The 25673-nt window shown below is 73.1% G+C and carries 30 protein-coding genes and 1 pseudogene; 22 read left to right on the top strand and 9 right to left on the bottom strand.

Annotated features, from left to right (window positions below; genetic code table 11):
* The first annotated feature begins 124 nt into the window (after window positions 1-124).
* The 20 genes from SNR22_RS28460 (at window position 125) to SNR22_RS28365 (ending at window position 17118) form a co-directional block, all read left to right on the top strand.
* Window positions 125-880 (top strand): hypothetical protein, encoded by a 756-nt coding sequence (locus SNR22_RS28460; protein WP_320069764.1) that lies wholly within the window; start codon window positions 125-127, stop codon window positions 878-880.
* Window positions 877-2199, top strand: a complete 1323-nt coding sequence (locus SNR22_RS28455) for a hypothetical protein (protein ID WP_320069763.1) — start codon at window positions 877-879, stop codon at window positions 2197-2199. Before SNR22_RS28460 ends, SNR22_RS28455 begins: the two co-directional genes overlap by 4 nt.
* A complete protein-coding gene (locus SNR22_RS28450; protein WP_320069762.1) occupies window positions 2196-2921 on the top strand; it encodes an HK97 family phage prohead protease in 726 nt (241 codons plus the stop codon). Before SNR22_RS28455 ends, SNR22_RS28450 begins: the two co-directional genes overlap by 4 nt.
* Window positions 2918-4360: a phage major capsid protein gene (locus SNR22_RS28445; protein ID WP_320069761.1), complete on the top strand. Its 1443-nt coding sequence runs from the start codon at window positions 2918-2920 to the stop codon at window positions 4358-4360. Before SNR22_RS28450 ends, SNR22_RS28445 begins: the two co-directional genes overlap by 4 nt.
* Before the next feature lie 172 nt (window positions 4361-4532).
* On the top strand, window positions 4533-4694 hold the full coding sequence (locus tag SNR22_RS28440; protein WP_320069760.1) for a hypothetical protein: 162 nt from the start codon (window positions 4533-4535) through the stop codon (window positions 4692-4694).
* Window positions 4687-5079, top strand: a complete 393-nt coding sequence (locus SNR22_RS28435) for a hypothetical protein (protein ID WP_320069759.1) — start codon at window positions 4687-4689, stop codon at window positions 5077-5079. The genes SNR22_RS28440 and SNR22_RS28435 overlap by 8 nt, the downstream gene beginning before the upstream one ends.
* A gap of 82 nt (window positions 5080-5161) precedes the next feature.
* Window positions 5162-5371: a hypothetical protein gene (locus SNR22_RS28430; protein WP_320069758.1), complete on the top strand. Its 210-nt coding sequence runs from the start codon at window positions 5162-5164 to the stop codon at window positions 5369-5371.
* Window positions 5371-5979: a phage gp6-like head-tail connector protein gene (locus tag SNR22_RS28425; protein WP_320069757.1), complete on the top strand. Its 609-nt coding sequence runs from the start codon at window positions 5371-5373 to the stop codon at window positions 5977-5979. Before SNR22_RS28430 ends, SNR22_RS28425 begins: the two co-directional genes overlap by 1 nt.
* Window positions 5979-6413: a hypothetical protein gene (locus SNR22_RS28420; RefSeq protein WP_320069756.1), complete on the top strand. Its 435-nt coding sequence runs from the start codon at window positions 5979-5981 to the stop codon at window positions 6411-6413. The genes SNR22_RS28425 and SNR22_RS28420 overlap by 1 nt, the downstream gene beginning before the upstream one ends.
* Window positions 6406-6603: a hypothetical protein gene (locus SNR22_RS28415; protein WP_320069755.1), complete on the top strand. Its 198-nt coding sequence runs from the start codon at window positions 6406-6408 to the stop codon at window positions 6601-6603. Before SNR22_RS28420 ends, SNR22_RS28415 begins: the two co-directional genes overlap by 8 nt.
* Window positions 6581-7345, top strand: coding sequence for a hypothetical protein (locus SNR22_RS28410; protein ID WP_320069754.1), 765 nt, complete (start codon window positions 6581-6583; stop codon window positions 7343-7345). The genes SNR22_RS28415 and SNR22_RS28410 overlap by 23 nt, the downstream gene beginning before the upstream one ends.
* A gap of 10 nt (window positions 7346-7355) precedes the next feature.
* Window positions 7356-7766, top strand: coding sequence for a hypothetical protein (locus tag SNR22_RS28405; RefSeq protein ID WP_320069753.1), 411 nt, complete (start codon window positions 7356-7358; stop codon window positions 7764-7766).
* Window positions 7767-7769: 3 nt separating this feature from the next.
* A complete protein-coding gene (locus SNR22_RS28400) occupies window positions 7770-8258 on the top strand; it encodes a hypothetical protein (protein ID WP_320069752.1) in 489 nt (162 codons plus the stop codon).
* A 3-nt stretch (window positions 8259-8261) separates the two neighbouring features.
* A complete protein-coding gene (locus tag SNR22_RS28395) occupies window positions 8262-8711 on the top strand; it encodes a hypothetical protein (protein WP_320069751.1) in 450 nt (149 codons plus the stop codon).
* A gap of 200 nt (window positions 8712-8911) precedes the next feature.
* The gene (locus SNR22_RS28390) at window positions 8912-11548 is read left to right on the top strand and encodes a hypothetical protein (RefSeq protein ID WP_320069750.1); all 2637 of its coding nucleotides are present in this window, start codon (window positions 8912-8914) and stop codon (window positions 11546-11548) included.
* A 6-nt stretch (window positions 11549-11554) separates the two neighbouring features.
* Complete coding sequence (locus tag SNR22_RS28385; RefSeq protein WP_320069749.1) at window positions 11555-14842, top strand: hypothetical protein; 3288 nt, start codon at window positions 11555-11557, stop codon at window positions 14840-14842.
* A gap of 16 nt (window positions 14843-14858) precedes the next feature.
* Window positions 14859-15539, top strand: a complete 681-nt coding sequence (locus SNR22_RS28380) for a hypothetical protein (RefSeq protein ID WP_320069748.1) — start codon at window positions 14859-14861, stop codon at window positions 15537-15539.
* Window positions 15540-15623: 84 nt separating this feature from the next.
* Window positions 15624-16448 carry a M15 family metallopeptidase gene (locus SNR22_RS28375; RefSeq protein ID WP_320069747.1) on the top strand — a complete coding sequence of 275 codons (825 nt, stop codon included), beginning with the start codon at window positions 15624-15626 and terminating at the stop codon, window positions 16446-16448.
* A complete protein-coding gene (locus SNR22_RS28370; RefSeq protein ID WP_320069746.1) occupies window positions 16445-16858 on the top strand; it encodes a hypothetical protein in 414 nt (137 codons plus the stop codon). The genes SNR22_RS28375 and SNR22_RS28370 overlap by 4 nt, the downstream gene beginning before the upstream one ends.
* A complete protein-coding gene (locus SNR22_RS28365; RefSeq protein ID WP_320069745.1) occupies window positions 16855-17118 on the top strand; it encodes a hypothetical protein in 264 nt (87 codons plus the stop codon). Before SNR22_RS28370 ends, SNR22_RS28365 begins: the two co-directional genes overlap by 4 nt.
* Window positions 17119-17185: 67 nt before the next feature.
* Here SNR22_RS28365 and SNR22_RS28360 read toward each other — a convergent pair whose 3' ends face one another.
* From SNR22_RS28360 to SNR22_RS28345, 4 genes are all read right to left on the bottom strand, one after another.
* A complete protein-coding gene (locus SNR22_RS28360; RefSeq protein ID WP_320069744.1) occupies window positions 17186-18676 on the bottom strand; it encodes a hypothetical protein in 1491 nt (496 codons plus the stop codon).
* Window positions 18673-19239, bottom strand: coding sequence for a helix-turn-helix domain-containing protein (locus SNR22_RS28355; RefSeq protein WP_320069743.1), 567 nt, complete (start codon window positions 19237-19239; stop codon window positions 18673-18675). The genes SNR22_RS28360 and SNR22_RS28355 overlap by 4 nt, the downstream gene beginning before the upstream one ends.
* Window positions 19236-19511 (bottom strand): hypothetical protein, encoded by a 276-nt coding sequence (locus SNR22_RS28350; protein WP_320069742.1) that lies wholly within the window; start codon window positions 19509-19511, stop codon window positions 19236-19238. Before SNR22_RS28350 ends, SNR22_RS28355 begins: the two co-directional genes overlap by 4 nt.
* 86 nt (window positions 19512-19597) lie before the next feature.
* On the bottom strand, window positions 19598-19930 hold the full coding sequence (locus SNR22_RS28345) for a hypothetical protein (RefSeq protein WP_320069741.1): 333 nt from the start codon (window positions 19928-19930) through the stop codon (window positions 19598-19600).
* 150 nt (window positions 19931-20080) lie between these two features.
* Between SNR22_RS28345 and SNR22_RS28340 the strand changes: the two genes are divergently transcribed.
* Entirely contained in the window at window positions 20081-20224 is a 144-nt protein-coding gene (locus SNR22_RS28340; protein ID WP_320069740.1) for a hypothetical protein, read from the top strand.
* A gap of 42 nt (window positions 20225-20266) precedes the next feature.
* Here the strand turns inward: SNR22_RS28340 and SNR22_RS28335 are convergent, their stop codons facing one another.
* The 4 genes from SNR22_RS28335 to SNR22_RS28320 form a co-directional block, all read right to left on the bottom strand.
* Window positions 20267-20566 (bottom strand): hypothetical protein, encoded by a 300-nt coding sequence (locus tag SNR22_RS28335; protein ID WP_320069739.1) that lies wholly within the window; start codon window positions 20564-20566, stop codon window positions 20267-20269.
* Window positions 20566-21777, bottom strand: a complete 1212-nt coding sequence (locus SNR22_RS28330; protein WP_320069738.1) for a helix-turn-helix domain-containing protein — start codon at window positions 21775-21777, stop codon at window positions 20566-20568. The genes SNR22_RS28335 and SNR22_RS28330 overlap by 1 nt, the downstream gene beginning before the upstream one ends.
* 168 nt (window positions 21778-21945) lie before the next feature.
* Window positions 21946-22107: a hypothetical protein gene (locus SNR22_RS28325; protein ID WP_320069737.1), complete on the bottom strand. Its 162-nt coding sequence runs from the start codon at window positions 22105-22107 to the stop codon at window positions 21946-21948.
* Between the two features lie 218 nt (window positions 22108-22325).
* Window positions 22326-23519: a helix-turn-helix transcriptional regulator gene (locus SNR22_RS28320; RefSeq protein WP_320069736.1), complete on the bottom strand. Its 1194-nt coding sequence runs from the start codon at window positions 23517-23519 to the stop codon at window positions 22326-22328.
* Between the two features lie 365 nt (window positions 23520-23884).
* Here SNR22_RS28320 and SNR22_RS28315 point away from each other — a divergent pair, with 365 nt between their 5' ends.
* Window positions 23885-24148, top strand: a complete 264-nt coding sequence (locus SNR22_RS28315) for a hypothetical protein (RefSeq protein ID WP_320069735.1) — start codon at window positions 23885-23887, stop codon at window positions 24146-24148.
* Between the two features lie 351 nt (window positions 24149-24499).
* Here SNR22_RS28315 and SNR22_RS28310 read toward each other — a convergent pair.
* Window positions 24500-25519: pseudogene (locus SNR22_RS28310) on the bottom strand (alpha/beta hydrolase); the annotation flags it as partial.
* Window positions 25520-25673: the final 154 nt, after the last annotated feature.

Below are 25673 nucleotides of genomic sequence, written 5' to 3'. Positions count from 1 at the left end.
GCCCGCGCCCGAGCCGATCCCCGACCCCACGGCCCCCCGCGCATCCGCCCTGGTTACCGGCGGGGGGCCCGCCCCGGGGGCCCCGCGGGGGCGTCCGCCCCTACCGCAGGCGAACGTGGCCCGCGTGGCAAAGGTGTGGGCCGAGATCGAGCAGCAGGCCCTTGACGACCGGAACGCCGGAGACGAGTCCACCGCGATGCGGTACCTGGGCGCGGTCGGTCGGGCCCTCGGACTGCCCGATGGCGCCGACCCGCGCGAGGTCGGCAAGGCGACGCGGGCCGACACCCGTACCCCCGCGCAGAAGGCCGCGGCGTACCTCGCCGAGTACCGGCAGCTGGCAGCAGAACAGGGCGTCGACCCCGGCGACCGACTGCGGTACGGGCCGCCGGACCGGGTCGCCAAGAGGAAGTCGCCGGCCCGGCGAGGGCCGACCGACGTGCAGAGCGCCGAGATCGAGAGGTTGGTGGCCACGGGCCGCGACTACCTCGACGCCTACGCCGACGTGCTCGGGCTCGACCTCGACGCCCTACGCCGGCAAGAGGCCGCCGCGGTCGCCGGTGGCAGCACGAAGGGCAGCGCCCGGGAGAAGCTTAAAGCCGCGTACGAGGAACACACGTACCTACAGTTCCTCGACGCTGAGAGGGCCACCCGCGGCAACCTGCTGTCCCGGGCAGGCAAGGCGAAGAAGATCGAAGATCCCATCGTCCTATTCTCCGGGCCGATGAGCGTGGCCAGGCCGTACGCGAGCGAGGAGCTGTTGCGCTACTGGGCGCGTCACCCCCGGATGACGTTCGCGGAGTTTCAGCAGAACGTGAGCGGCCGCGCCCACGCCGGCCGAGAGGCCGCCATGGCTGGTAGCGCCGGGAGGGACTTCGTATGAGCGACGTCATGCTGGCCGCGGCCCGGAAGCTGGGCGAGGTCGCCGCCCGTCTCGGGCATCCCGTCACGAGTTGCCCGTACAACCCGGGCAGCGGCGACGCCGTCCAGCGGGCGGCCGCCCGCGCATACGTCGCCGAGTACCTGCGGTTTCGCCCGGCCGCCGCGGCCGCCGTTGCCGTCGACGACGACGACCAGGCCGACGACCTTGACGTGGCCCGGCACTACCCGGGCCGGCACGACCAGAAGAACCACGGACGCCGGTACAAGACCCCGGGCGACAAGACCAGTGGGCTACGGGGACTCGCCGCGGCGCTGCACGGTCACGACCTGGCCGAGCACGACGCCCCGGCGGCCGCGCCCGTGAAGAAGGTTGCGCCCGTGAAGAAGGTTGCGCCCGTGAAGAAGGCCGCGCCCGTGAAGAAGGCCGCGCCCGTGAAGAAGGTTGCGCCCGTGAAGAAGGCCGCGCCCGTGAAGAAGGCCGTCCCGGCGGCCGCGCCGGTGACGGTGGGCGGGGTGGACCGGCCAGCCGGCTGGCTGGACGCGGCTGATCTGTCGGTGGTGAAGTCCGGCCGCCAGTGGTCGGTCGCCGACAGCAGGAAGACCCTGTTCACTGGCACCCAGGAGCAGGCAGAGCGGTACGTCGAGGTGACCGCCGCCGGCCGGCGGGAACGCCACGAGCGGGAGCGGACCAGCGCGCCGGCGGCGGGCCCTCGGCCTCCGGCGGATCCGGAGCACGCCGTACGGGAGGCGTACGACCAGCTGGCCCCTCAGGGCGGGTGGCTGGGCCTGGCCGACCTGCGCGACCACCTGGACACCCGCGGGTTGTCCCGGCCGGCCGTCGACGACGCGTTACGGCAGCTGGCCCGGCACCCCGACGCCCGGGTCATTCCTGTGACCAACTCCAAGTCGCTGACCGGGCGGGACCGGGCGGCCGCGGTGCGGATCGGCGACGAGGACAACCACACGATCACGTTTGAGGGTCGCGCGGTGAAGGGCCCGCCCCCGGCCGTGGCGGCGGCCGGTGTGACCGATCAGCTGGCTACGGCACTGACCAACGCGGCCCGCAGGCGGGAGCAGGTCAAGGCCGCGGAAATCACGATCGACGGCGGCGCAACGGTGTTCGTGCCGGGTGCCCGGTCGACCATCGGGCTGGCCGACCGGCCACAGGTGGGCCGGCAGCCGTCCGACGTGCAGTTGGGCCTGTTCGCCGATGACCGCAAGCAGATGGAGGGCCAGGGCGCGCTGCTCGACGCGCTGTTCAACCCGGCCGACGAGCTGGGCGACTTTCTGGACTCGGGCAAGGGAGGGAAGCGGCGGTGACCACCTACCTGCGCACGTGGGCGCTCGACGACATCAGCCGGTCGCGCACCGGCGACGGGCGGACCGTCACCGCGTACGCCGCGGTGTTCGACCAGCCGACGGAGGTCCGCGACCAGCACGGCCACTACCACGAGGAGATCGACCGCGCTGCGTTCAACCGCACCGCAAGGACCGGCCGGGCGGTGTGCCTCTACAACCACGGCATGACGCTGGACGGCAAGCCGAACGGGCTCTTGCAGGTGCCGCTGGGCACCCCGTTGGAGATCCGGCCCGACGGCCGCGGCCTACTCACCGTGACCCGCTATAACAAGTCGGATACGGCCGACGCTGTGCTGGCCGCGATCGACAACGGCGACGTGCGGGCGCAGTCCTTCCGCGGCCGCGTGATCCGCTCCACCCCGGCGGGACGGGTGCCACGCCGGCGCCCCGGCCAGCCGCTACCGAAGATCACCCGGTTGGAGCTGGGTCTGTCCGACTACGGGCCGACCCCGATCCCGTACTACGAGGGCGCCGAAATCGTCGCCGTCCGCTCTGCCGTCCAGCTGGTCGACCAGCTGGACGACGACCAGCGCGCCGCACTGCTCGCCGCGCTCACCGCCACCCCGGCCAACGCCGGGCCCGGCGCCGAGGACCCGCACCCGTCGGTGCACTCCGGTCGGCTCGCCATCCGTCGCGCACGCATCCGTGCCGACATGATCCGTCTGGGGATCCGCGCATCATGAAGAAGGCAGCCATTATCCGCGCCGCAATGGAGACGCTCGGCGCCGAGCTCATCGAGCTGGACCAGGTCGACGAGCCGACCGGCGAGGAGATCGCCCGGTCGACGGCCGCGCTCGACGAGTATGAGGCGCTCGCCGCAGACCTCGCCGAGGCCGAGGCGCAGGAGCAGCGCATGGAGCTGGTCCGGGCCGCGATGGCGAACCCGGCCAACCGTGAGGCTGGTGCCGGGATCACCCCGGGGCAGGGCCCGTACATCAAGCGGTCCGTCGACCCGTACGACACCCTGGCCGAGGTCACCCGGGGCCGGTACGCCCCGAGTGACGTGATCGAGCGGGCGAAGCACGCCGTCGACCAGGCGCCGCGGCACATGTCCGACGTCGCCCGCGCCCGCGTCGTCGAGTTGATCGGCGAGGTCGACGAGGACGACGACGAGGGGAGCCGGCAGGCACCGGCCATCGCCCGCCACATTCTGATGACCGGGTCGAGGGACTACCACAAGCAGTTCCGCGAGTACATGCGGACCGGCTACGCCGGCGAGCTGCTGCGCGCGTCGCTGTCCCTCACCGACGCCAACGGCGGCTACCTGGTCCCGTTCACGCTCGACCCGACGATCATCCTCACCAACGCGGGCATCGTGGACCCGATCCGGTCCATCTCCACGATCAAGACGATCGCGACGGACGACTGGAACGGCGTCACGTCCGCGGGCGTCACGTCCAACTGGACGGACGAGGGCGCCGAGGTGGCGGACAACTCGCCGACGTTCGGGCCGAAGAAGATCACCCCGAAGCGGGCCGACACCTGGATCGATGGGACTTACGAGGTTCTCGCCGACAGCGGGTTCGCGTCCGAGCTGGGCCGGCTGGTGGCCGATGCCAAGGCTCGGCACGAGGGCGCCGCATTCGCTACGGCCAACGTCGGCGCGTCCCGTCCGCGAGGTGTCGTCGCCGCGGTGGCTGCGGTCTCCGGCTCCCTGGTGGCCAGCGCGACCGCCGGCGCGTTCGCCCAGGCCGACGTGTACGCCGTCGCCGACGCGCTGCGGCCGCGAGACGCCGCGAACGCCACCTGGCTGGCCAACAAGCGGATCTACAACAAGATCCGCCAGTTCGACACCGCGGGCGGGTCGGCGTTCTGGGCCAACCTCGGCATGGGACGGCCCAACGAGCTGCTCGGGCAGCCGGCCCGCGAGGCATCGACCATGACCAGCACCATCGCCGCCGGCGCCCTGCCGCTGCTCGCCGGCGACTTCTCGAACTACTACATCATCGACCGGGTCGGCATGAGCGTGCAGTTCGATCCGCTGCTCAAGGGCGCCAACGGGCGACCGAACGGAAAGGCGGGCTGGTTCGCGTTCTGGCGCGTCGGCGCCGACGTGGTCGACCCGGACGCCTTCCGGCTGCTCCAGCTGTCCAACCCGGCCGTGCCGGTCGCGCTGGCCTGACAGCCGGCCGAGTGACTCCCCCCGGCTGACCCCGCCGCCGGCGCATGGATGGGCGCCCCCAGCGCCGGCGAGACGGGGACACCCGAGGGGACCTGCGAGGGGCCCGGCGATCCTGGCGCCGGGCCCCTCGCCACACCCAGGAACCCCCAGGAAGAGACGAAGGGAAGCCACCATGGCGAAGCGTGCGACGTACTCGGGATTCGTGGGCCTGGTCGACCGGCGGAAGCAGCCGGCCGGGGACGTGCAGATCGAGGCCGGCAAGGACTACCCAGACGACCACCCGGCCGTGAAGCAACGTCCGGACCTGTTCGAGTCAGACGCCCCGCGTGGCTGACGACTGCGTACCCGAATGCGTGCTCGCGCACCCGCACCCCGGGTCGGCGGTGCTCCCGCCGGCGTACGGTGACGCCACGGTGCGCCGCAACCCCGACGGCACGCTGACTGTGTTGTCCGCCGACCGGGTGATCGGCGTATCGGTGGAGGTGCTCGCCGCCGCCGGCGACCGGCTGCCGGTCGACCCGGCCGGCGCCATCGCGCTGGCCGGCGACCCGGCCCACCGCTACCTGCCGGTGCGGTTCGCGGCCGCCTCGCCGTACGGCACCGGCGGCCGCCAGGTCGCCGTCATCGTCTGCGAGCGCCTCGATGACGGGCCCGTCACGGAGCCCGAGCCGCCTGCGCCCCCACCGCCCGGCGAGGAGCCGCCCCCGCCGCCCGAGTAGCGCAACCCCTGCCCTGACCGTCTCCCCACCGAAGCCGCCGGCGACCGCCGGCGGCTTCCTCGTGCCCGGAAGGCCTATGACGATGACCCCGCAGACCGCCGACCAGCCGCCGACCAGCCGCCGGCCGGCGCCGGCAAAGGTCACCATCGCCACCGAACTGGCCACCGTGACCGCCGAGGCGCGCGAGCCGCTCGCCGTGGTGCACCGGCTGGCCGTCCGGGCCCACGCGGCCGCGGCCAAGAGGGCCGCGGCCGCCAAGGCCGCCACCCCGCAGCGTGTGGTCGGGTACTGATGACGACCGTCAAGCGGTACGCGACGCTGCCGCGCCTCAAGGCGTCACTCAAGCTCGACCCGACCGGGGCCGATGACCGCGACGAGCTGCTGGTGGAAGCGCTCGACGTCGCCTCCCGGCAGATCGACAAGACCTGCAACCGCCCTCACGGGTTCTGGCTGGACCCAGAGCCGACCAGCCGGGAATACCGGACGATCGGCCAGGTCGTTGCCGGCGACGACGGCGATGCGCTGCTGGTCGACGACATCGCCACGCTCGGCGGGCTGGTCGTGGCGCTGCGGACCGGCCCGGGGCGCACATGGGAGGTCGTCGACGACGTCGACGTGGAGCCGTGCAACGCGTTGCTCGACGGGCGCCCAGTCAACCTGCTGCGCCGGTGGCGCGGCTGGCATGCCGACCGGGTGCGCGTCACCGCGCTGCATGGCTGGCCCGAGGTGCCGGCCGAGGTCGCCATGGCGTGCCGTATGCAGGCCCTCCGCCTCTACCGGCGCAAGGACAGCCCGGAGGGCGTGTTGGGCAGCGCCGAGTGGGGCGTGACCCGGGTGGCCAGGGTCGACCCCGACGTGGCCGAGCTGCTGCGGGACTTCGTACTTGAGGAGACCGGCTGATGTCCGGCCTGGACATCCCGCGGGTGCTGGACGCGCTGTGCGACGCGGTGGCGGCCGCCGTCGACGGGGTGACCACCTACGCCTACGTGCCCGACTCCGTGACCGCGCCCGCGTTCTACACCGGCGAGGTCGGCGCCCGGTATGACCAGACGTTCGGCGGGCTGGTCGCCCTCACGGTGACCTGCCGCGTGTTGATGGATCGCGGCGTCGACGGGTCCGGACAGCGGGCGCTGTCCGCGCTGATGGGTACCGGCCCCGGGTCCGTCTGGGCCGCCCTGAACGCCGCCCGCGGTGCCCCCGGTGAGTACGCGCTGGGCGGCGCGGCCGATGACCTGCGCGTGTCCCAGGTGGCCGGGCACCGGCTCTACACGCTCGGACCTGAGACGTACGTCGGCGCCGAGTGGCCTGTGGAGGTGATCGGCGGTGGTGACTGATACCGAGCAGCGCCGTGCGCACCTGGTCGACCAGTTGGCCGCGCTCGCCGCGTACGGGCACCCCGACGACGACCCGCGCGTGATCGCGGCCCGCTCCGAGCTGGCCGCGCTCGACCACGCCGACCAGGCCGACGCGCCGGCGCTGGCGACCACGAGGAGGGCCCGCCGTGGCACCACACGTACTACGTAACGTCCGCATCTTCACCGGCGGTGCCGACTTGACCGGCCAGAGCAACAAGATCGAAATCGGCGGGGAGCACGAAGAGCGAGACGTCACGACCTTCGGCGACGTCGACGCCGCCGGCGACGTCTGGAAGGCCGTCATCGCTGGCATCGGTTCGGCGAAGGTCGCCGCCGCCGGTCAGTGGGAGGCCGGCGACACATCCCGGGTCGATGATGACGCGTGGGCCGCCCTGGGCGGCATCGGCGCGTGGACGATCTACCCGCACGAGTCCGGGCCCTCCGGCGGTGCCGTCGGTGCTGTGGCGTGGATGGTCAAGGCGCTGCGCGGTCAGTACCAGCTGCTGGGGTCGCCGGGTGACGTGGCGCCCTGGGCGGCGTCCGCGTCGTCGACGTGGCCGCTGGTCCGCGGGGTAGGCCTACACGCTCCCGGCGTGCCGCGTACCGCCGCCGGCACCGGCACGGCGGTGCAGCGCCCCGCCGTCCTCGATGGGCAGTACGTCTACGCCTCGCTGCACGTGCTCAGCGTCGCCGGCACCGCCGCGCCGACGCTGACCGTCAAGGTGCAGTCAGCCGCCGATGCCGGGTTCACCACGCCGACGGACCGGGCGACCTTCGACCCGGCGGCCGCCCGCAGCGGGCAGATGCTCCGCGTGGCCGGCCCGATCACCGATACCTACTGGCGGCTGTCCTGGACGACTGCCGGCACCGCCCCATCGTTCCTGTTCGCCGGCGCGCTCGGCATCAAGTAGAGGAGCCACCATGCCCAAGATGACGCTCACCGCGGCGTACCTGTCGCTGGCCGGGGTGGACCGCTCCGGCGACTGCTCCAAGATCGAGATTCAGACGGAGGTCGAGGAGAAGGACGTCACGACGTACAAGAGCCTCGGATGGAAGGAAGTCATCGGCGGGCTCAAGAGCGGATCGTTGGGCATCTCCGTCAAGAACAATCTCGCCGTCGGGCAGCTGGATGAAGCCATGTGGGACATACTCGGCGACGTCGTGCCGTTCAGCGTCCGGGCCACCCAGGCCGCGGTCGGCACCTCCAACCCGGCATACAGCGGCAACGTCCTCATCAAGTCGTGGACGCCGATCGCCGGCTCTCCGGGCGACGTCAACGAGTCCAACTACACGTACCCGACCAGCGGCCCGGTTGTCCGTACGACCGCCTGACGGGTGGACGTCGTCGAGGTGCAGCCCGACCCGGCGAGCGGCCGCCGCGTGGCGGCCGCGCTCGACGCCGAGGCCGACGGGCACGAGTGGCGCCGGGAGCTGGCCACCGAGCTGCATGCCGCGCTCGCTCCCGGCGTCGACGCCGCGCGGGCGGCTGTCCTGTCCATGCCGGGCGGGCTCCCGCACGCCGGCGAGCCTCTGCGCCAGGCCGTCGCCGCCGCGGTGACCGCCGACATTCGGCTGTCCGGCAGCAGCGCCGGCGCCCGGATCCGCGCCCGCAAGAGCGGCATGCCGCGCGGGTTCACCAACGCACCCAAGCGGTTGAACGGCCGTGGGTGGCGTCACCCCGTCTTCTCGCCCGACGTGTGGGTCGCCCAGCGCGGGGCCCCCGGATGGTTCGACAACACGTTGCGCCCGCTACGCCCGGCCATGCGCGCCGCGGCCGAGCGGGCCCTACAAGCCCGTGCCCAACGTATCGCCAGGAGGAGTTAACCCGTGCGCCTGATCTACCGCCCCGACGGTCAGCCCGAGCAGGCATGGCCCGTCAACCTGGGCCGCTTCCGTGTCGCCGAGTGCGAGGCGATCGAGCGGCGCACCGGCCTGCCCTACGGCACCGAGTACAAAACGGCGCTGCTCAAGGGTGCCACCGCCCCCCGCCGGGCCCTGCTCTGGACGCTGCTCCGGCGCGACCACCACACCCTGCGATTCGAGGATGTGGATTTCTACGACGATGAGCTGCAGCTGGTTTTCGACGTCGACGAGTTGCGCGAGATGCGCGACGCCACCGCCGAGGCCCCGGGCATCGGGGAGAGCGAGCGGGGGCAGGCCCTCGCCGCGCTCGACGCCGAGATCGACGCGGCCCTGGCGGCCGCCGGCGACGACGTCGACCAGGTGGACGGCGGGGGAAAAGCTCCGTCCGAGACCTCGCCGACCGCTACTGGCTAGGCATCTCGGCAGCGCTGCACATCCCACCATGGCAGCTCGACCGGCTGACGTACCGGCAGCTGCGCAACGCCGTCGATCACATCGACGATCTGAACCGTCGGGCCGAGGACGCCGAGCGGGCCGCCGCTCACTGACCCGCCGTTCCGTCGGCGAACTCGAGGTATCCCTACCAGGCTGGTAGGGAATAGGGGGGTGGGGCGGTGTCGGACACGTCGCTGGTCTTCAACGCGATTGGCCGCGATCGTGGCGTGAACGCGCTGCTGCAGCGGACCGCTACCAACGTGCGGTCGGTCAACCTGCGGTCAGCCGCGTCGACCATCGCGCTGGGCGGCGCCATGGCGTCGGCGGCCGGGTACGCGGTGGCGCTCGGCGCCACCGTCGCCCAGACCGTCGGCGCCATCGGGCTACTCCCGGGTGCCGTGGCCGCGACCGTGGCCACCGTGGCGGCCGCCAAGGCCGTCACCGGTGGACTGGCCGCCGCGTGGAAGGCCACCGGGCAGCAGGCCGTCGGCGGCGGCGGCGCCGCCGCCGGTGCAGGCCGGCAGGTGGCCATGGCCGGGCGTGAGGTCAAGGCGGCGACGCAGGCCCTGGCAGACGCCCAGCGCGACGCCGCGCTGGCTCAGGCCGCGGTGACCCGCGCCCGCCAGGAGGAGGCCGAACGGCTCAGCGATCTGAGCCGGTCCCTGCGCGGGGCGAAGCTCGACGAACAGCAGTCGGTGCTGGCCGTGGCCCAGGCCGAGGAGGCGCTGCAGCGCGCCCGCGCCCGAGGCAACCCGGATGACATCTACGCCGCTGACCTGGCGTACCAGCAGGCGCAACACTCCCTCGAGGAGGTCCGCGACCGCGTCGACGACCTCGGGAAAGAGCAGGTCGACGGGGCCAAGAAAGGCGTCGAAGGCTCCGACGCAGTACAGGACGCGTTGCGGCGCCAGGAGGAAGCTCAGCGGGCTGTCACCGAGGCCGCGCAGCGCCTCGCCGACGCTCAGCGGGCCGTCGGGGAGTCGTCGGCGGGTGCGGCCTCCGGCGGGATCGACCCGGCGGCGGCGGCTCTCGCCCGGCTCGCCCCGTCCGCCCGGGACGTGATCACCACTCTGCGCGCCCTGGCGCCGGCGTGGCAGGCCGCTGCCCGCGGCGGTCAACAGGAGACGTTCCGCGGGGTCGCTGGCGACCTGCGGCAGCTGTCCGGCATCTACCTGCCCATGACGACCAGCTGGCTCCGCAAGATGGGCTCCGGCTTCAATGCGGCGGTCCGCGAGAGCCTCGGGCTGTTCAAGACCAAGGCGGCCGCCGGCGACGTCGGCCGGGTCCTGGATGCCACCGCGCTGACGGTGCACCGTCTGGCGGCCGCCGTGCGGCCGGTCATCAACGGGCTGCTGCAGTGGGCCGCTGTGGGCGTCGGGTTCCTGCCCGGCTTCGCCTCCGGCGTCGGCACCGTGGCGGCCCGATTCGAGCGGTGGAGCGTGGCCGCCCGGGAGTCGGGCCGCATGCAGCAGTGGATCGGCACCGCCGTGGGCGTGCTGCGCCAGCTGGGCGCCATCGCCGGCGACGTCGGCGGGTTCATCGCCGCGATTTTCCGCGCCGGTGATGACGGCGGTTCAACCCTGACCAACCTGCAAACGGGGGCGGCCGCGCTGCACCGGTGGGCCGACAGCGCCGAGGGTCAGGAGCGGCTGCGCGTCGTCTTCGCCGGGCTACGCAACGTCCTGGGCGGGGTGGCCACCGCGTTCAGTACCGCCGAGGGGCCCCGGTCGACGTTCATCGACGGACTCAACGTCGCCGGACCCATCCTGAAATTCGCCGCCGACAACACCGATTTGCTGGCCAAGGCCCTGCCGTACCTGGTGGCCGGGTACATCGCCAGCCGTGGTGCCCAGACCGCGGCCAACGTGGCCGCGGTGATCGGGCTCCCGCTCAAGGCCGCCGAGGTAGCCGCGACCTGGGGGATGCGCGGGGCGATCCGGGCGCAGACCACCGCGCTGGTCGCCAACACCGCGGCGACCCGCGCCACCGCCGTGGCGTCGGGTGCGTCGGCTGTGGCCACCGCCGCCGGCGACGCCGCGACGAAACGGTCGCTGGTCAGCATGGCCGCTCAGAGGATCTCCATGGTGGCCACCCGCGCGGCCACGCTGACCTGGGCGGCCGCTCAGTGGGTGCTCAACATCGCCATGACCGCAAATCCCGTGGGACTGATCATCCTCGCCGTCATCGCGCTCATCGGCATCATCGTCCTCATTGCCACCCGTACCACCTGGTTTCAAACCGCGTGGAAAGTGGCGTGGGGCGGGATCAAGGCCGCCGCCGCGGCGGTCGGATCGTGGTTCGTCGACACGCTGTGGAAGAAGTGGATCTTGGGTGCGTACAACGGGATCGTGTCCGGTGGGCAGCGGTTCCTGTCCTGGTATTTCGGCCTGCCGGTACGCCTTGGTAAGGCCTTGGCCGGCGTGGGCAAGGTCCTGATCGGCCCCTTCAGGGCTGGCTTCAACGCCATTGCCGGCTTGTGGAATCGGACCGTTGGCCAGCTGAGTTTCACCCTGCCCAGCTGGGTGCCGGGCATCGGCGGCAACGGCTTCTCGATGCCCAAGCTCCCGATGCTGGCCAAGGGCGGCACGGCGACCCGGTCCGGTCTGGCCGTTGTCGGCGAGGAGGGGCCCGAGGTGGTGCACCTGGGCGCTGGCGCGTCGGTTATCCCGCTGCCACGCGGCGGTGCCGGCGGTGGCGGCGCCATGGTGCTGGAGATCCGGTCGGGTGGGTCCGCGCTCGACGACCTGTTGGTGGAGATCCTCCGCGGTGCTATCCGTCGCCGCGGCGGCAACGTCCAAGTCGTACTAGGCCGGTGAGGTCCCGTGTTCCCTGATGATGTGCTGCCCGTACGCGGATCGCTCTACCTGGGCGCCGTGCTGGGGTGGGTCGACGTGACCGACGACCTGCGGTTGGAGCGGGCCGCCAGCGGCGGCGGGGTGAGCATCACCCGCGGCCGCCAGAACGAGGCCGCGGACGTCGACCCCGCGCGCTGCTCGCTGGTCATCGACAACGCCGGCGGCCGCTACTCGCCCCGCAACCCCGCCGGACCATACGCCGGGCTGATCGGCCGGAACACCCCGTTGATGATCGCCGTGGGCCCGCCTCGGCAGGCCGTGTCGTTCCGCGGCGTGACCCGCGGCACCGGCGGGCTGTCCACCCCCGATCACGCGTCGCTGCGAATCACCGGCGACATCGACGTCAGGTTCTGGTGTCGGGCGCAGTGGTCCGGGGGTGTCCTCCCCACGGACCTGGGCGGCCGGTACGTCTCCGCCGGCAACGCCCGCTCATGGCAGGCGTACATCGGCCGGACCGGCCGGCCGGGCATCCTCTGGTCACCTGACGGCACCCTGGCCGCCCGGCGGGACCTGACCGGCCCGGTCGCGGTCACGCCGGCCGACGACGGCACGTTGGCCGTCCGGATGACGCTGGACGTCGACAACGGCGCCGGCGGGACGACCGCCCGCTTCTACCAGGCCGCCGACCTCGCCGGCCCGTGGGTGCAGCTGGGTGGTGATGTCGTCGCCGCCGGCACGACGTCGATCCACGCGGGTACTGCGCCGCTGCAGCTGGGCGAAACGCCGGCGCTGGCTACGCGCACGCTCGCCGGCGATTTGTTCGCCGCCGAGATCCGCGACGGCATCGGCGGGCCCCTGGTCGCCGCGCCCGACCTCAACGCCATCGACCTGGCAGCGCGCACCTTCACCGACGGGTGCGGACGTCCCTGGTCGGTGGGGTCGACGGCCGACGTGGTTGACCGGGCCGGCCGGTTCTGGGGCGAGGTGGCCAGCTGGCCACCTCGGTGGGACATCACGGGCGGGGACCTGTGGGTGCCGATCGAGGGCGCCGGCGTCATGCGCCGGCTCACCCAGGGCGCCGCGTCGCTGCGCTCCCCGCTCTACCGGACGTTCATCAGCCAGACCCCGTCGGCGTACCTGCCGATGGAGGACGGCACCGGGGCGACCCGACCCGCGAGCGCGGCCCGGGGCATCCCGTACGGCGCCAGCGTCGACGTCGAGTTCGGCGCCGACCCGGGCCCCGGATTCGGTGGGACCTCCACCGTGGCCAAGCTGACCAGCACGATGGCGTCGATCTCGACGCCCGTGCGGGCCGGCACCGGCAGCGGCGGGCATTGGTCGGTCGCTTTCTACGCCAAGCTGGCGGGGGCGCCGTTCGCCGGCGACCGGCTGTTGGCCCGGGTGCACGTCGCAGGCGGCGCCGTCGCCCGCTGGGAACTGTCCGTGAGTAGCAACTCCTACCACTGGCAGGGATACACCGCCGCCGGTGCCCTGGTCGCCGACCGCACGACCGGATTCGGCACCGGCGCAGACCCGACGCGGTGGGTGGCGTTCGCACTCGACGTCCAGACCGACGGCGCGAACACACGCTGGGCCGGGGTGTGGCACGGGGTCGGCGACACCACTTTCTGGGCGACCGTGCCCGGCGGGGAAACCCTCGCCGGCCCGATCGGCAACGTCACCACGGCGCACCTGCTCGGGTCCGACTACGCCGTAGACGCCCTGGTCGCGCATCTGGTCGTGACCCCCGCCGAGCTACCCGTCGTGCGGGACGCGTTCCGCCGAGTCTCAACCGGATTCGCCGGTGAACGCGCCGGCGACCGGATCCGTCGGCTGGCCGCTGAGGAGGGCGTGGCGGTCGAGGTCGTCGGTGACGCCGCGACCACCGAGCTATGCGGCCCGCAGCGGTCGGCGCCGCTGGTCGACCTGCTACGCGCCGCGGCGCGGGTCGACGGCGGGATCCTGCAGGAGTCCCGGTCTCTGCTCGGGCTGCTCTACCGCACCCGTCGCAGCCTCTACAACCAGACGCCCCTGCCGCTCAGCTACACCAGCGGGCACATCGCCGAGCCGTTCGAGCCGCTCGACGACGACGAGGCCGTGGCCAACGACATCACGGTGAGCCGCCCGAACGGCAGTTCGGCGCGGGCAACCAGGCGAACCGGCCCCCTCTCCACCCAGCGGCCGCCGGACGGAGTCGGCACCTACGAAACGACGGTGTCGACCGACGTCGCCGCCGACGGGCAGCTGCCCGATCACGCGGGGTGGCTGCTGCACCTGGGCACGGTCGACGAGGCGCGGTACCCGCGGATCCGCGCCGACCTCGCCGCGCCCGGGTACACGCCGGGCCTCGCCGCGGCGGCCGCCGGCATTGACGCCGGCGACGTCCTGGCGCTGACCGACCTGCCCGCGTGGCTGCCACCCGGCCCCACCCCGGTGATGGTGCAGGGCTACGTGGAGGTGCTCGACGCCTACCGCCGTGAGATCACCTACAACGGCACCCCGGGTAGCCCGTGGACGGTCGCCGTGGTGGCGTCCGACAGCCAAACCGCGCTCGACGACGGGCCGGCCGTGACCCGGTTCGGCGCCGATGCGGTCCTGGCGGCCGCGGTGACCGAGACCGCCTCGCAGCTGACCGCAACGTCCACCGCCGTCGGCTTCACCGCGCGCCGCGCCGAGGCGTACCCGATGCTCCTGTCGGTGGACGGCGAGCAGGTCAGCGTCGGCATGGTCGGCGGCGTGCTGAACGCGGACCCCTGGTGCGGCGCCACGACGTCGTGGGTCGGCGCCGGTGGCGCCACGATCGCCGCGGCACCGACAGTCCGGCGGGGCGCGTACCCGTCGATCCTGGCCACACCCAACGGGACCAGCGCGGGCGCCGGCATCCGGTCGGCGGCCAGCTACACCGTGACCCCGGGCGCCACCTACCTGGTCGGGGCGTGGGTTTACGCCCCGGCCGGCTACGCCGCCGGCGCCCAGGTGGGCATCGACTGGACGCTGTCCGGGGCGGCCGTCTCCACAGGGCTCGGCGGCGCCGTTGCGCTACCGGCCGCCGTGTGGACCTGGCTGCAGGTCGAGATAGCCGCGCCCGCCTCCGGCATCAACCAGGGTGCGCCGCGGGTCCGCCTGGCCGGCACCGCCGCGCCTGCGGACGTCGTCTACGCCACGCAGATCATCCTGGCCCCCCGCGCGTCGTACTCGGGCCTGACGCAGATCCTCACCGTCGCCCCCGGCGGCCGCGGCCTGAACGGCCAGGCTCGCGCCCACGCCGCTGGCGTCGCCGTCGACGTGTGGCACACCGCTCACATCCCGCTGTGACCCCGAGGAGTAGCCCGTGACCACCATCCTGGCCGCCGGCGATCTGCTAAGCGCCGCGCTGCAGACGTTCGCCACCCCCCAGGTCGACACGTTCACCGCCGCCGGCACCTGGACGAAGCCGGCCGGTGCGAAGTGGGTGTGGATTCGCATGGTCGGCGGCGGCGGCGCTGGCGGCGGCGCCGCATCCGGCAGCGGCAACGGCTGCGGAGGGTCCGGCGGGGCCGGCGGCTACTGCGAGAGCATCTACGCCGCCGACGACCTGGACGGCACCGTCGCCATTGCCGTCGGTGCCGCCGGCGCGGCGACGTCTGGCGCCACCGGCGGCAACGGTGCCGCCTCCACCTTCGGCGCCCTGATGACCGCCAGCGGCGGCGGTGGCGGCACCACCGGCCCCAACACCACGGGCGACACCACGGGCGCCGGCGGCACCGGCGGCGCCGCAGCTGGCGGCACCGTCCTGAACCGGCCGGGGAGCGTCGGCAACCTGGCCAGGACGCTGGACAACCGGCACCTGTTCATGGCTCGCGGCGCCGACGGGCCGATGGGGTCGGGCGGCAATGGGTCGCTCTCCGTCGGCGGCAACGCCGCCCCCGCCACCGGCTACGGCGCCGGCGGTGGCGGCGCCATCGCGCAGACCGTCGCCCGCGCCGGCGGCGCCGGCTCGCCCGGCGCCGTCATCGCCGTGACGTACTTCTGACCCCGCACACCCCAACCCCGCACACCCCAGCACACCCCAGCCCACCGGCGGCCGCCGGTGGGCTATCTCACGTGAGGACACCCCATGGCCCTGTCTCAAAACGGCTGGAAGGCCGGCACCCCGGAGGAGATCGGCGGGCTCGACACGTCCAAGGTCGCCGGCGTCGGCTTCCCCCAGGGCGTGCGCCGCGGCCCCGCCGCCGTCGTCCTGCACTACCTGCTCTACCAGCTGCACACCCGCGTGGAGCCGCTGCGCGCCGGCTGGTGCTGGGGCTACCACTACAAGCGCATCGAGGGATCCGACGACCTCAGCAACCACGCCTCGGCGACGGCCGTCGACTACAACGCCCCGGATCACCCGATGGGCAAGCGCAACACGTTCTCGGCGGCGCAGCGCGCCGAAATCCGCCGGATCCTGGCCGAGCTGGACGACGTCGTGCGATGGGGCGGCGACTACGAGGGCCGCCCGGACGACATGCATTTCGAGATCGTCGCCGGCGTCGCCAAGGTCGAGCGCGTCGCCGCCCGGCTCACCGGCAACCCGGCGCCGACCCCGCCCAGCAAGCCGGGCCGCCCGGCGCCCGGCCCGGAGATCCCCTACCCCCTGCCGAAGCGGTACTTCTTCGGGCCCGAGTCCGGCGGTGACGAGTCCGTGAGCGGCGTACACGCCCGACGCTTCGCCGGCCACACCGACCGCTACTGGATCCAGACCTGGGCCAACCAGCTGCGTCGGCGCGGCTGGCCGGTCGGCCAGGGGCGCCGCTACCTGACCCGGGCCGGCAACGACGGGAAGTTCGGCCCCGAGTACGACCAGCTGGTGCGCGCCTTCCAGCGCGACCAGGCACTCAGCGTCGACGGAGAGCTCGGCCCGATGACCTGGGCGGCCGCGTACCGCAACCCGATCCGGTGACCGGTACCGACCCCGCGGTGATCTCCGCGGTGGTCGGTGGGGTCGCCGCGCTGCTCGGGCTGCCGATCACCTGGTGGCTCGCCCGGCGGAACAACAGCGCCACCGCCGAGCTGACCGAAGCCCAGGCCGAACAGGTGCGCACCCAGATATGGGCGCAGCTGCAAACCAGCCTCCGAGAGGAGGTCGCCCGGCTGCATCGGCAGCTGGCCGACGTCTCCGCTCGTCTCGCCACGATCGAACTCGCGCTGGTCGAAAAGAGCGCGCAGCTGCGCGCCACGGAGATCGAGCGGGACCGGCTGCGCGAGGAGAAAGCCGCACTGACCGCCGAGCTTCACGAGGTACGCGCCCAGCTGGTCGCTTGCCGATCCTGCACCGTCCATCCCGCACCGACCGGAGGTACCCACCCATGACCCCGACCCAGACCCGCCACCCGTGGCGGGCCACCGCCCGAACGGGGTTCGCCGTGAGCGTCTCCCTGCTGTCCCTGCTCCCGGTCGCCGCGGTCGCCGGCGGCATCGACACCGTGCCCGCCATCGCGCAGCTCCTCACCGTCGCCGCCGCCGTGACCCGCGTCCTGGCACTCCCGGCCGTCGACGAGTTCCTGCGAAACTTCCTTCCATGGCTCGCCGCCGCGCCTCAGGCACGGGACCGCGGCGACTACTCGTTCTGACCCGACCCGCATGACGCGCCCCCGCTCGGCCCACCCGGCCGGGCGGGGGCGCTTCGTCGTGTCCCGGTCACTCCGGAGCGACCGCGTCCAGGATCTGCTGCCGGATCTCCCGCGCGCGGACTCGATCTTCCGGCATCCTGGCATCGCCGGAGCCGCGACTGCTCACGGTGCGCTCACGGCGAGCCTTCCACCGGTTCGCCGTTGCCCGGCTCATGCCTGCGGCGTGCGCCAGCTCAGACCCGTAGGGCTCGCGCCGGAGATCCTTGACGAGCTTGTCGTACATGGCGGCCAGGCGGGCGGCGGCTGCGGGGCTCACCCCTGCCGGCGCGTGAGCCGGCTCATCGCCCTGCTCGTCCGGCTCATCGCCCTGCTCGTCCGGCTCATCGCCCTGCTCGTCCGGCGTCGAGGGCGGCTCGACAACCGGTTCGGCGATGGCCCGGGCCGGCCGGCGCACGTGAGCCGGCTCGTCGGTCACGGCGACCAGGTCCCACAGGCCGCCGGCCGAGAGGTCCGCGAAGAGCCGCGGGTTCCGGTCGGCGAGCGCGACCCGGGCTGCGCCGGCTCGGATCCGCTGGGTTGCGTCGGCCATGGCAATCCGGGCCCGGGCTGCGAGGAGCACGTCGGGGTCGTCGAGGCTCAGAGGCTCAGCGACGGGCGCGGGCTGCGCCGGCTCAGGCTCGGCCGGCTCGGGCTGAGTCGGGGCGGGCGCACGGCCGAGCAGGGCGCGCCACGCGGCGCGGATCCGGCCGGTCGGCGCGGCGGCGCGCTGAGCCGCCCGGTGCGCCCGGTACCCCTCCCACGCGGCGCGCGGCTCACGCACGTACTGGTCGATGCTCCAGCGGCGGGCCAGCCAGGAGCGGAAGGGAAAGGCTCTGCGGCGGGCCGGGTCGAACGTCGCCCCGGTGACGTCGACGAGGTCCTCGCGGACCAGCTGCACATGCTGGGCGCGGCGGGTGTGCAGACCCCAGAGCCACGGGGACAGACTGGAGAGCACCCCGAGGATCACCGCGAGGGCGGTCGGCTCAAGCAGTGCGTCCGCGAAGTGCGAGTAGTTCACCAGGGCCATGACCAGCGCGATGCCGTACGACGCGCGCCGGAGCCGGGCTGCGGTCGTCCGGGCGCCGGCGAGCAGGGCGTCGTGCGCGTGCCAGCCCACGTACAGCGCGACGGACTCGGCCGCGGTGGCCACCCCGATGGCGACGGCGGCCCGGGCGACCGGGTGCCAGCCGGCGGGGGTCTGGTCGTAGGCGTAGGCGAGTTGCCCGCCGACGGTCGCGCTGTTGACGAGCAGCAGCGGGCCGACGGTGCGGGCGGTCGCCGCCCACCGGCGGAGCTGGCGAAGCCGGCGGGCGCGGGACTTGGCCTTGGCCTTGCGGTGGCGCTTCTCGGCCTGGGCGTGCTCGCGGGCGGCGCGGCGCTGCTCGGCCCGGTCGGCGGCGTGCTGCTCTCGGCGGAGCTGGTCGACCTGGCGCTCGTGCTCGACCTGGGCGTGCAGCTCGATCTGGCGCAGCTGGGCCAGCTCTGCCGGAGTCAGCTTGGGGCGGGTCAGGAGCTTCACCGGGCACCCCTGGCAAGCGCCTCGGACCGGCAGGGCCCGCAGTTGTGCGCGGGTGAGCCCCGGTGCGTGGGGCACCACCGCACGGTGCCCTGCTGCGGGGGCGAGGGGACACCGCGCCGCTCCGGGGTGGTGGTTGCCTTGTTCTTCGGGATGAAGCGACGCCAGTCCGCGCGTACGCGCGGCTTCTCCTTCAAACTCTCTTCACTACTTCGGGTGTCACCCTGGCTGTCACCCCCGGTGCTGCCGTTTGGCACCCCGGTGCTGTCGTTTGTCACCCCCGGGCCGCTGGTTGGCACCCCCTGGACGGCGGCGGTGACGAGCCGGTAGACGCGGGTGGCGATGTCGGCGACCTTCCGCCAGGCGATCCGGCCGGCGGTGATGAGCTTGGCGATGGCCCGCTGGACGGTGCGCTCGGAGCAGTCGGCGTACTCGGCGATCGTGGCGATGCTCGGCCAGGCGTCGCCAGCCTTGTTCATGTGGGCCGCGATGGCCACGGCCACCAGGCGCTCGTTCTTGCCGAGGCCCTTGGTTGCAGCGAGCGCGGCCTTGACGTGCTGGCTCATCGGGCACCCCCGGCAGTGCTTAGCGGGGTGCCGGGGGCGAAGACGTGGGCGTACCCGCAGCCGCGGTTGATGTCGACGCCGGGCGCGCTCCAGCGGTAGGCGGTCAGGCCGGCCGCCTCGATGGCGGAGACAGCCTCGACGGCGTGCTCGGCGCAGGCGTAGACCACGGCGTCGAGCGAGCCGTGGAGCCGGCCGTTGGCGGGGCTGTAGACCTCCAGCCGGATGGCGGCCGGACGGTCGCAGGTGGGCAGGGTGAACGGTAGAGTGCTCACGGGTCAGGACTCGCTTCCTGATCAAGGGCCCGGCCGGTGCTACGAACACCGCGTCCGGGCCCGACTTCGTGTCGGGGGACTGCCTGTCAGTCGGTCTGCGCGGTCTCCTGCTTCCCGGGTGCGAAGCGCCGTCCCCTGCGGGTCGGTACGCCGGTGCGTGCCCGGTGAGCGGTGACGCGGTTGTTGACGTTCGAGTAGGCGATCTTCAGCGCGTCGGCGACGTGCTGGTAGTCGAACTGCTGGGTGGCCTCGTAGACGGCTCGGTCCTGTTCGGCCTTGACGACGCTGCGGAAGCGGACGCTGAGGTCTGCGATCGCGGGGAACCGGTCGAGGGGCTGCAGGTCGGCGACGGCCCGGATGGCGTCTGCCAGTGCCGTCAGGTCGTCGGGCCGGTCTGCGGCCGGTTCGGTTCGCGTCATGCCGAGGACACTAGCGGGTCATGTTGGAAACCACAACACCGCCACCTAGTGGCACGTGCTGCCGGAACCTCACTAGGTCATCCTGTTGACCTGAACAACAGGGCAGGCTAGTGTTTAGGGCAGAGGCAGGACGGCACAACGGAGGTCAGGATGAGCGAGCAGGAAATCAGCGACCGGATCGTCGAGCTGATGGTGACCGAGGGCCTGAACTGGAGCCGGGCTCACCGGGAGGCCCACCGGGAGGCGGTCACCGCCCAGGCCGCCGCCTGGCATGCCAGCCCCGCCGCCCAGTAGCCCACGGAGCACCCCGCCCCTTCGGGGTGGCGGGGTGCTCCGCTATCCGATCCCCTCCCCATCCCCGGCAGCGACCGCGTCGGCGATCCACGCGGGCAGCGGCGGTACCTGCCACTCCCACGGCCCGTGCCAGGTCACCTCGGTGTACCGGCCCCCGTACGGGCCGCTCGTGCCCCGCAGCAGGCCGTGCACGGCCGTCGTGGATGGTCGGCCATCGACGGCGGTCACCACCAGCTCGGTCACCCGGAACGGGCGGCCCCGGTGGTCAGCCAGGCTGGGTGCCCCGGACACCCGCCACCGGCGGGTCACCACCACCCGCCCCGGCGTCACCCGGACCGGCACTAGACACCCACCCCCATCGCCTCGGCCAGCCGCAACACGTCGGCGCTCGCGACCCGCGTCCGGCGCAGCAGGGTGGCCAGCAGTTCGTGACCCACCGGCCGGTGGCGGACCTCGGCCGGTGCGGTCCGGTCGGCGTCGACCAGGGCGCGACCCGACCGCAGCAGGTCACCCGCCTGCGCCCACCCGCTCGCCGCGTCGAGTAGGTAGGCCGCCCGGTACCCCGGTGGCAGGCGTCGGAACGCGGCGCCCTCGATGAGCCGCTGATGGGCGGCAGGATCAAGGGTGGCACCCTCGCCGAGGTCGACCGTCGTGGCGACCCGGGCCAGGTCGACAGTGATCGGGCTGAGCACCGTGCGGTAGTGGTCCCGCCCATCGCCGACCGCCGCCGCCTCGCCGACCTGCTCGAGCAGATCGGCGACGCAGTCGGCGTCCCCGCGGGCGGCAGCGCCCCGGGCGGCCACGATGAGCAGCGTCCCGTACACCGACAGATGGGCCGCCGAGGCATCCAGCGGATTCGGCGCCGCCATCAGGTCGGCCACCGTGAGGCCGAGCTCCATCGCGTGCCGGGGCTGCCCCTGGGACAGCAGCGCATACCCGAGCTGGACGGCGCAGGCGCCCATCAGGAGTTCGTCGTCGGTGTCCTGGCTGGCGGTCAGCGCCCGGTCAGCCGCCAGCCAAGCCAAATCCGCCACCCCCACCTTGCGCAGCACGGCCGACGCGATCTGGTACGCCTCGGCCAGGCGCTGCGCCGCCTCCGTCACGCCCGGGTTGGCCATCCTCGCCTGCTGTGCGACGTGCAACAGGCCCGGCAGGTGCCGGAGCAAGTCGGCATACCTCGCGTGCTGGTAGCTCAGCCAGGCGTGGTTGACCGCCTTGCGCAGGTCGGCGAGATCGGGCGCCGACTGCTGCCGTCCGGGCCGGACCGGACCCCACCGGGCCAGAGCACCCCGGACCGCGTCGACACTCGCGTTGTCCAGCAGGCTGCTCGGGCGCTGCACCTCCACGTCCCTACCGAGCAGTAGCCGCAGGTCGACCCGGAGTCCATCAGCGACGGCCTGCAAGGTGGACAGCTTGTCGAGGCTGCGGAGACCGCGCTCCACCTTGTCGACCCAGGACTTCGACTTACCGATGACGTCGGCGAACTGCTGCTGCGACATCTTCCGCCGTCCCCGCCAGTACGCGACCCGGCGGCCGATGGGCAGCTCATCCATGGTGCACACTCACCGGCTCACCCATCATGAGGGCGACGACGCGGGCAGCGTTGGCGGTCGCCCAAGGCCAGCACCGCCGACGGGTGTTGCACACCGGGCAGCGGCCGTCGCGCTGCCGGTGGAGCTCCAGCTCGATTTCCCACCACGGGCCCGGGACGCTCTCGGCGCTCACCCGGCACCACCGGGCCGGTGGGCCTGGTCGAGGATGCGCTGCCGCGCGGCGTCCGCCTCGGCCGCCTGGATACGCAGCCCGGTGTCAGGCGGCGGAACCGGGTCGCCCTGCCCTGCCAGCCACCGCACGATCGCGCGCAGCTCGGACCAGATCGCCACAGTTGCCTCCCTGTCCGGTGGGAGGGTGGCGACGGCAGCTCGCACAAATCGCGTGATTGGAAGGACCGCCGCCGCCACCCCGGGGACCGGTCGGCCCGGACGGGGGACCGGGCTGACCAGCTACAGCGGACAGTAAGCAGGCAGTCACGCGGTCGGGTGCGGCGCGCTGTCCTACTCGGGCGGGAGCCGGTCCGGACGAGTAGGACGTGGCGTCCTACTTACCGGGGCACGCCGACCCGGTCGGCGAGTGTGACCAGGCCAGGCAGGCGCTGCCGGGACCGGCGGGGCAGCAGCTCCTCAATGATCACGCGCGCCAGCGTCTGGTGGGCGAGCACCTCGGGGGCCAGCCGGTCGACCCGGCGCAGGGTGTCCACGGCGTCCTGGCTACGCCAGTCGGCGGTCTGCGCCCACGCCACGTTCAGTAGGTACCGGGCGTGCATCGCGGTGGGCACCCGGTCTGGGTGCTCGACCCGCTCGGCGAGCCGGATCGCTGCCCGCGGCTTGTCGCCGGTCACGGCCACGTCGACCGCCTTCATCGCGGCGACGGTGATCCCGAAAGCACCGCCGACGTACCGGGTCGGCGCATCACTGCCGAGCCGGGCGGCGGCGGCCTGGACCAGGCCGAGCAGCTCGGTGGCCTCGTTGTGCCGTCCCGACCGGGCCACCGATGTGCACCCGTACCGCAGCAGCTCACCCCACACCGCGACATGGTCGGCGGTGGCGCGCGACAGCCGAGGCTCGATCGCGGCGGCGGTCGACATCGCCACGTGCTCCGACTCGGCCCAGAGGCCCTGCCGGGACAGCACCCATGCCCGGGTGGCCTGCTGGGCGGCGTGGAGCAGTTCGTCGCCGGCGGCCTCGGCGGCCCGGTCCGCTGCGGCCAGGGCGAGATGGGCGAGATCCTCGTGTGCCAGGTGGGCAAGCAGACTGCCGGTCAGCTGCATCACCCCGGCCAGCAGGGTCGACGCCGCTACCTGGTCACGGGGTGCTGCTGCGGAAGCCAGGGCGCGGGCCTGGGCGATCCGATCGGGCAACTGCCGGGCGAGGTGGGCGTACTGGCCGGCCCAGTACGTCTGCCAGAGGCCGACGACGGCTGCGCTCATCTCGTCGAGGGTCGGCGGCTCGGCGCCGCCCGGCGTGAGTCCGAGGATGGCTCGTCGCAGGGCACCCAGCTCGCCGTCCTCAGCACCGGACACCAGGCCGCGGGGCTTGTCGAGGAGGTCGGCCAGGGTCACGTCCAGGGCGGCAGCAAGCTTGGCGATCGAGTCCAGGCCGGCGTGCTGCCGCTGTCCCTGCTCAACCTTGCGGATCAGGTCGACGCTGACGCCGGCGGCCGACGCGAGGGCGGCCTGTGTCATGTGGCGACGGCTGCGCTGGGCGCGCAGCTGCCGGCCGAGGGCGCTGATGGCCATGGTGTGGTCCTTGCCAGGTAGAGGACTGGGCGGCGCCCGCCGGCCTCTACCCCGGCGGGTCGCCACAGTCGACGGTACCAATCGACACCCGCTCACGGGCAGTCTTGAGTAGACGATCAGATTGATCTTTAACGACGATCGATGTTTTTAGTAACGCATGATCGTTAAGATTTCGCCATCTGCGATTTGCGGTAATTGATCGTACCCTCTGGGATTTCTGTACGTGAAACTTCCACGTCATGATTGTGATGTGGGGGCACAGAGGATTTGACCGACCGCCTGAGGCTGGGGTCGCACTGGCCAGCGCCGTTTCGCTGGCCGTTGTGGGTGTGGCCGGTTGGGCTGTCCGCCGCATGGTGCGAGGCGTGGAACGGCGGGTTCGTGTGGAGTTTGCCGCCGAGCGACGCGAAATCATGGAGCGGCTGACGAATCTGCAGGAGAGGGAGGGGGCCGTCCCGTTTTCCATACCGGCCCAGCGCCGGGGCGGCCGCCACCAAATTGGACAGACGGTGGGTGGCGGGCAGCCGTTCGGGATCGGGCTGGACCCGGAGGCGATCGCGGCTGCGCGGAAGGTGGCACGGCGGCTGATCGATGCGCCCTCGGACGGGATCATCCGCCACTCTGAGTGACGGATCTGGGGGTGTACTCAGGGTGTACCGCACCTCTCCGCCAACGTCCGCAGGCAACGCATGATTTGCAGGTCATGCGGGGTGGTGCGGTACACCCTGACGGATTAGAAGTCCCCTGCTCTATCCGCTGAGCTACGGGCGCGCGTCGGGTGTCGCGCCAAGAGGGTACCGCCGCACCTGTCGACGCGGGAGCCACGGGGCGGGCCCGTCGGCGCCGCCACAGCGTCGCATGGCCCGCCCCGGTCGGGCACCCCAGTTTGGCCCCGATCAGCTCGGCGCGGGCGCCCCCGCGCCCTGCCCAGCCGCGCCCGGTCGCTGCCCGTCGGGCTCGCGGCCGACGGGAGTCGTGGGCGCCGCGGGCCCGTGGCCGACGGGAGTCGTGGGTGCCACAGGGTTCGGGCCGGCGGGGGCCGCGGGGGTCGGCCCCGCGCCGAGGAACGCCTCAGCCCAGCGGCCCACCTCGGCGAAGACCTTCTCGCGTACGGCGGGGCCGGAGAGGGTCAGATCGTGCAGGCCGCCGTCGAAGCGGGCGAGGGTCACGTGCCGGCCGAGGCGGGGCGCCCAGCGGACCATGTGCTCCACGTCCAGGACGGCGTCGGCGAGCGCCGCTGAATCGTGCCACTTCGTGCCTCGGAAGCTGCGGGTGGAGCAGGCCAGCAGCACCGGCACCTGGATTTCCAGGCCGGCGCGGAGCTGCCGCTGGCCGGCGCGGACGGCGGCCAGCCAGGCGGCCCGGACCGGGAACCCGGCGAGTGGCTTCCACGCGAGGTCGTACGTCCACTCGCCGCGCCGCTCGGTGTGCAGGCTCTCGCCGTACACGTTGCCGAGGCCGGCGGGGAGGATGCGGCGCGGCGACCGGCGGGCCAGGCGGGAGACGGCGGCCGCGAGGGGTCTGCGCACCACCCAGGGGGCGTTGATGTCGAAGAAGGGGCTGTTGAGAACGAGCCCGTCGACGATGCCGGAGTCGCGGCGGGCGTGCGCCCAGAGCGAGATGATCAGCCCGCCGGTGGAGTGGCCCATGGTGAGCAGGGTGTCGTGGCCGTCGTCGTCACGAATGATCTTTGCGGCGGCGTCCAGCTCCGGGAAGTAGTCGCCGAGGTCGCGGCAGAAGTTCGGGGTCTGGTGCGGCAGCAGGCTGCGACCGTATTTGCGCAGGTCGAGGGCGTAGAAGTCCCAGCCCCGCTCGGCGAAGAAATCGGCCACGTGGGTCTGGAAGAAGTAGTCGACGTAGCCGTGCACGTAGAGCACGGCCCGGCCGGTGGGGCGGTCGGCCCGCCGGCGCACCAGGGTCGCGACGACCGGCCCCTCGTCGTCGGCGCCCAGGTCGATCGTCTGCCGCTCGTACGGCGGCCCCAGCACATCCGGTTCCACCACCGCGACGGTACGCCGGGCAACTACCCAGCGGTAGCCCGAGGCGGGGGGGGGGGGGGGGGGGGCCCCCCCCCCCCCCGCGCCGCCGCCCGGCGCGGGGGGGGGGGGCGGGGGGGGGGGCGCGGGGGGGGGGGGGGGGGGGGGGCCGGGGGGC

Source organism: Micromonospora sp. RTGN7 (assembly GCF_033804645.1).
Classification (GTDB): Bacteria; Actinomycetota; Actinomycetes; order Mycobacteriales; family Micromonosporaceae; genus Micromonospora.
The sequence above is the reverse complement of the archived record's forward strand: the minus strand, read 5'-3'. Positions and strand labels throughout refer to the sequence as shown.

Coding starts and splice junctions, on each gene's coding strand:
- SNR22_RS28355 (WP_320069743.1), bottom strand. CDS start 19,239: ATGAGCCAGCACGTCAAGGCCGCGCTCGCTGCAACCAAGGGCCTCGGC.
- SNR22_RS28340 (WP_320069740.1), top strand. CDS start 20,081: ATGAGCGAGCAGGAAATCAGCGACCGGATCGTCGAGCTGATGGTGACC.
- SNR22_RS28430 (WP_320069758.1), top strand. CDS start 5,162: ATGACCCCGCAGACCGCCGACCAGCCGCCGACCAGCCGCCGGCCGGCG.
- SNR22_RS28455 (WP_320069763.1), top strand. CDS start 877: ATGAGCGACGTCATGCTGGCCGCGGCCCGGAAGCTGGGCGAGGTCGCC.
- SNR22_RS28320 (WP_320069736.1), bottom strand. CDS start 23,519: ATGGCCATCAGCGCCCTCGGCCGGCAGCTGCGCGCCCAGCGCAGCCGT.
- SNR22_RS28445 (WP_320069761.1), top strand. CDS start 2,918: ATGAAGAAGGCAGCCATTATCCGCGCCGCAATGGAGACGCTCGGCGCC.
- SNR22_RS28375 (WP_320069747.1), top strand. CDS start 15,624: ATGGCCCTGTCTCAAAACGGCTGGAAGGCCGGCACCCCGGAGGAGATC.
- SNR22_RS28365 (WP_320069745.1), top strand. CDS start 16,855: ATGACCCCGACCCAGACCCGCCACCCGTGGCGGGCCACCGCCCGAACG.
- SNR22_RS28420 (WP_320069756.1), top strand. CDS start 5,979: ATGTCCGGCCTGGACATCCCGCGGGTGCTGGACGCGCTGTGCGACGCG.
- SNR22_RS28330 (WP_320069738.1), bottom strand. CDS start 21,777: ATGGATGAGCTGCCCATCGGCCGCCGGGTCGCGTACTGGCGGGGACGG.
- SNR22_RS28440 (WP_320069760.1), top strand. CDS start 4,533: ATGGCGAAGCGTGCGACGTACTCGGGATTCGTGGGCCTGGTCGACCGG.
- SNR22_RS28405 (WP_320069753.1), top strand. CDS start 7,356: ATGCCCAAGATGACGCTCACCGCGGCGTACCTGTCGCTGGCCGGGGTG.
- SNR22_RS28345 (WP_320069741.1), bottom strand. CDS start 19,930: ATGACGCGAACCGAACCGGCCGCAGACCGGCCCGACGACCTGACGGCA.
- SNR22_RS28425 (WP_320069757.1), top strand. CDS start 5,371: ATGACGACCGTCAAGCGGTACGCGACGCTGCCGCGCCTCAAGGCGTCA.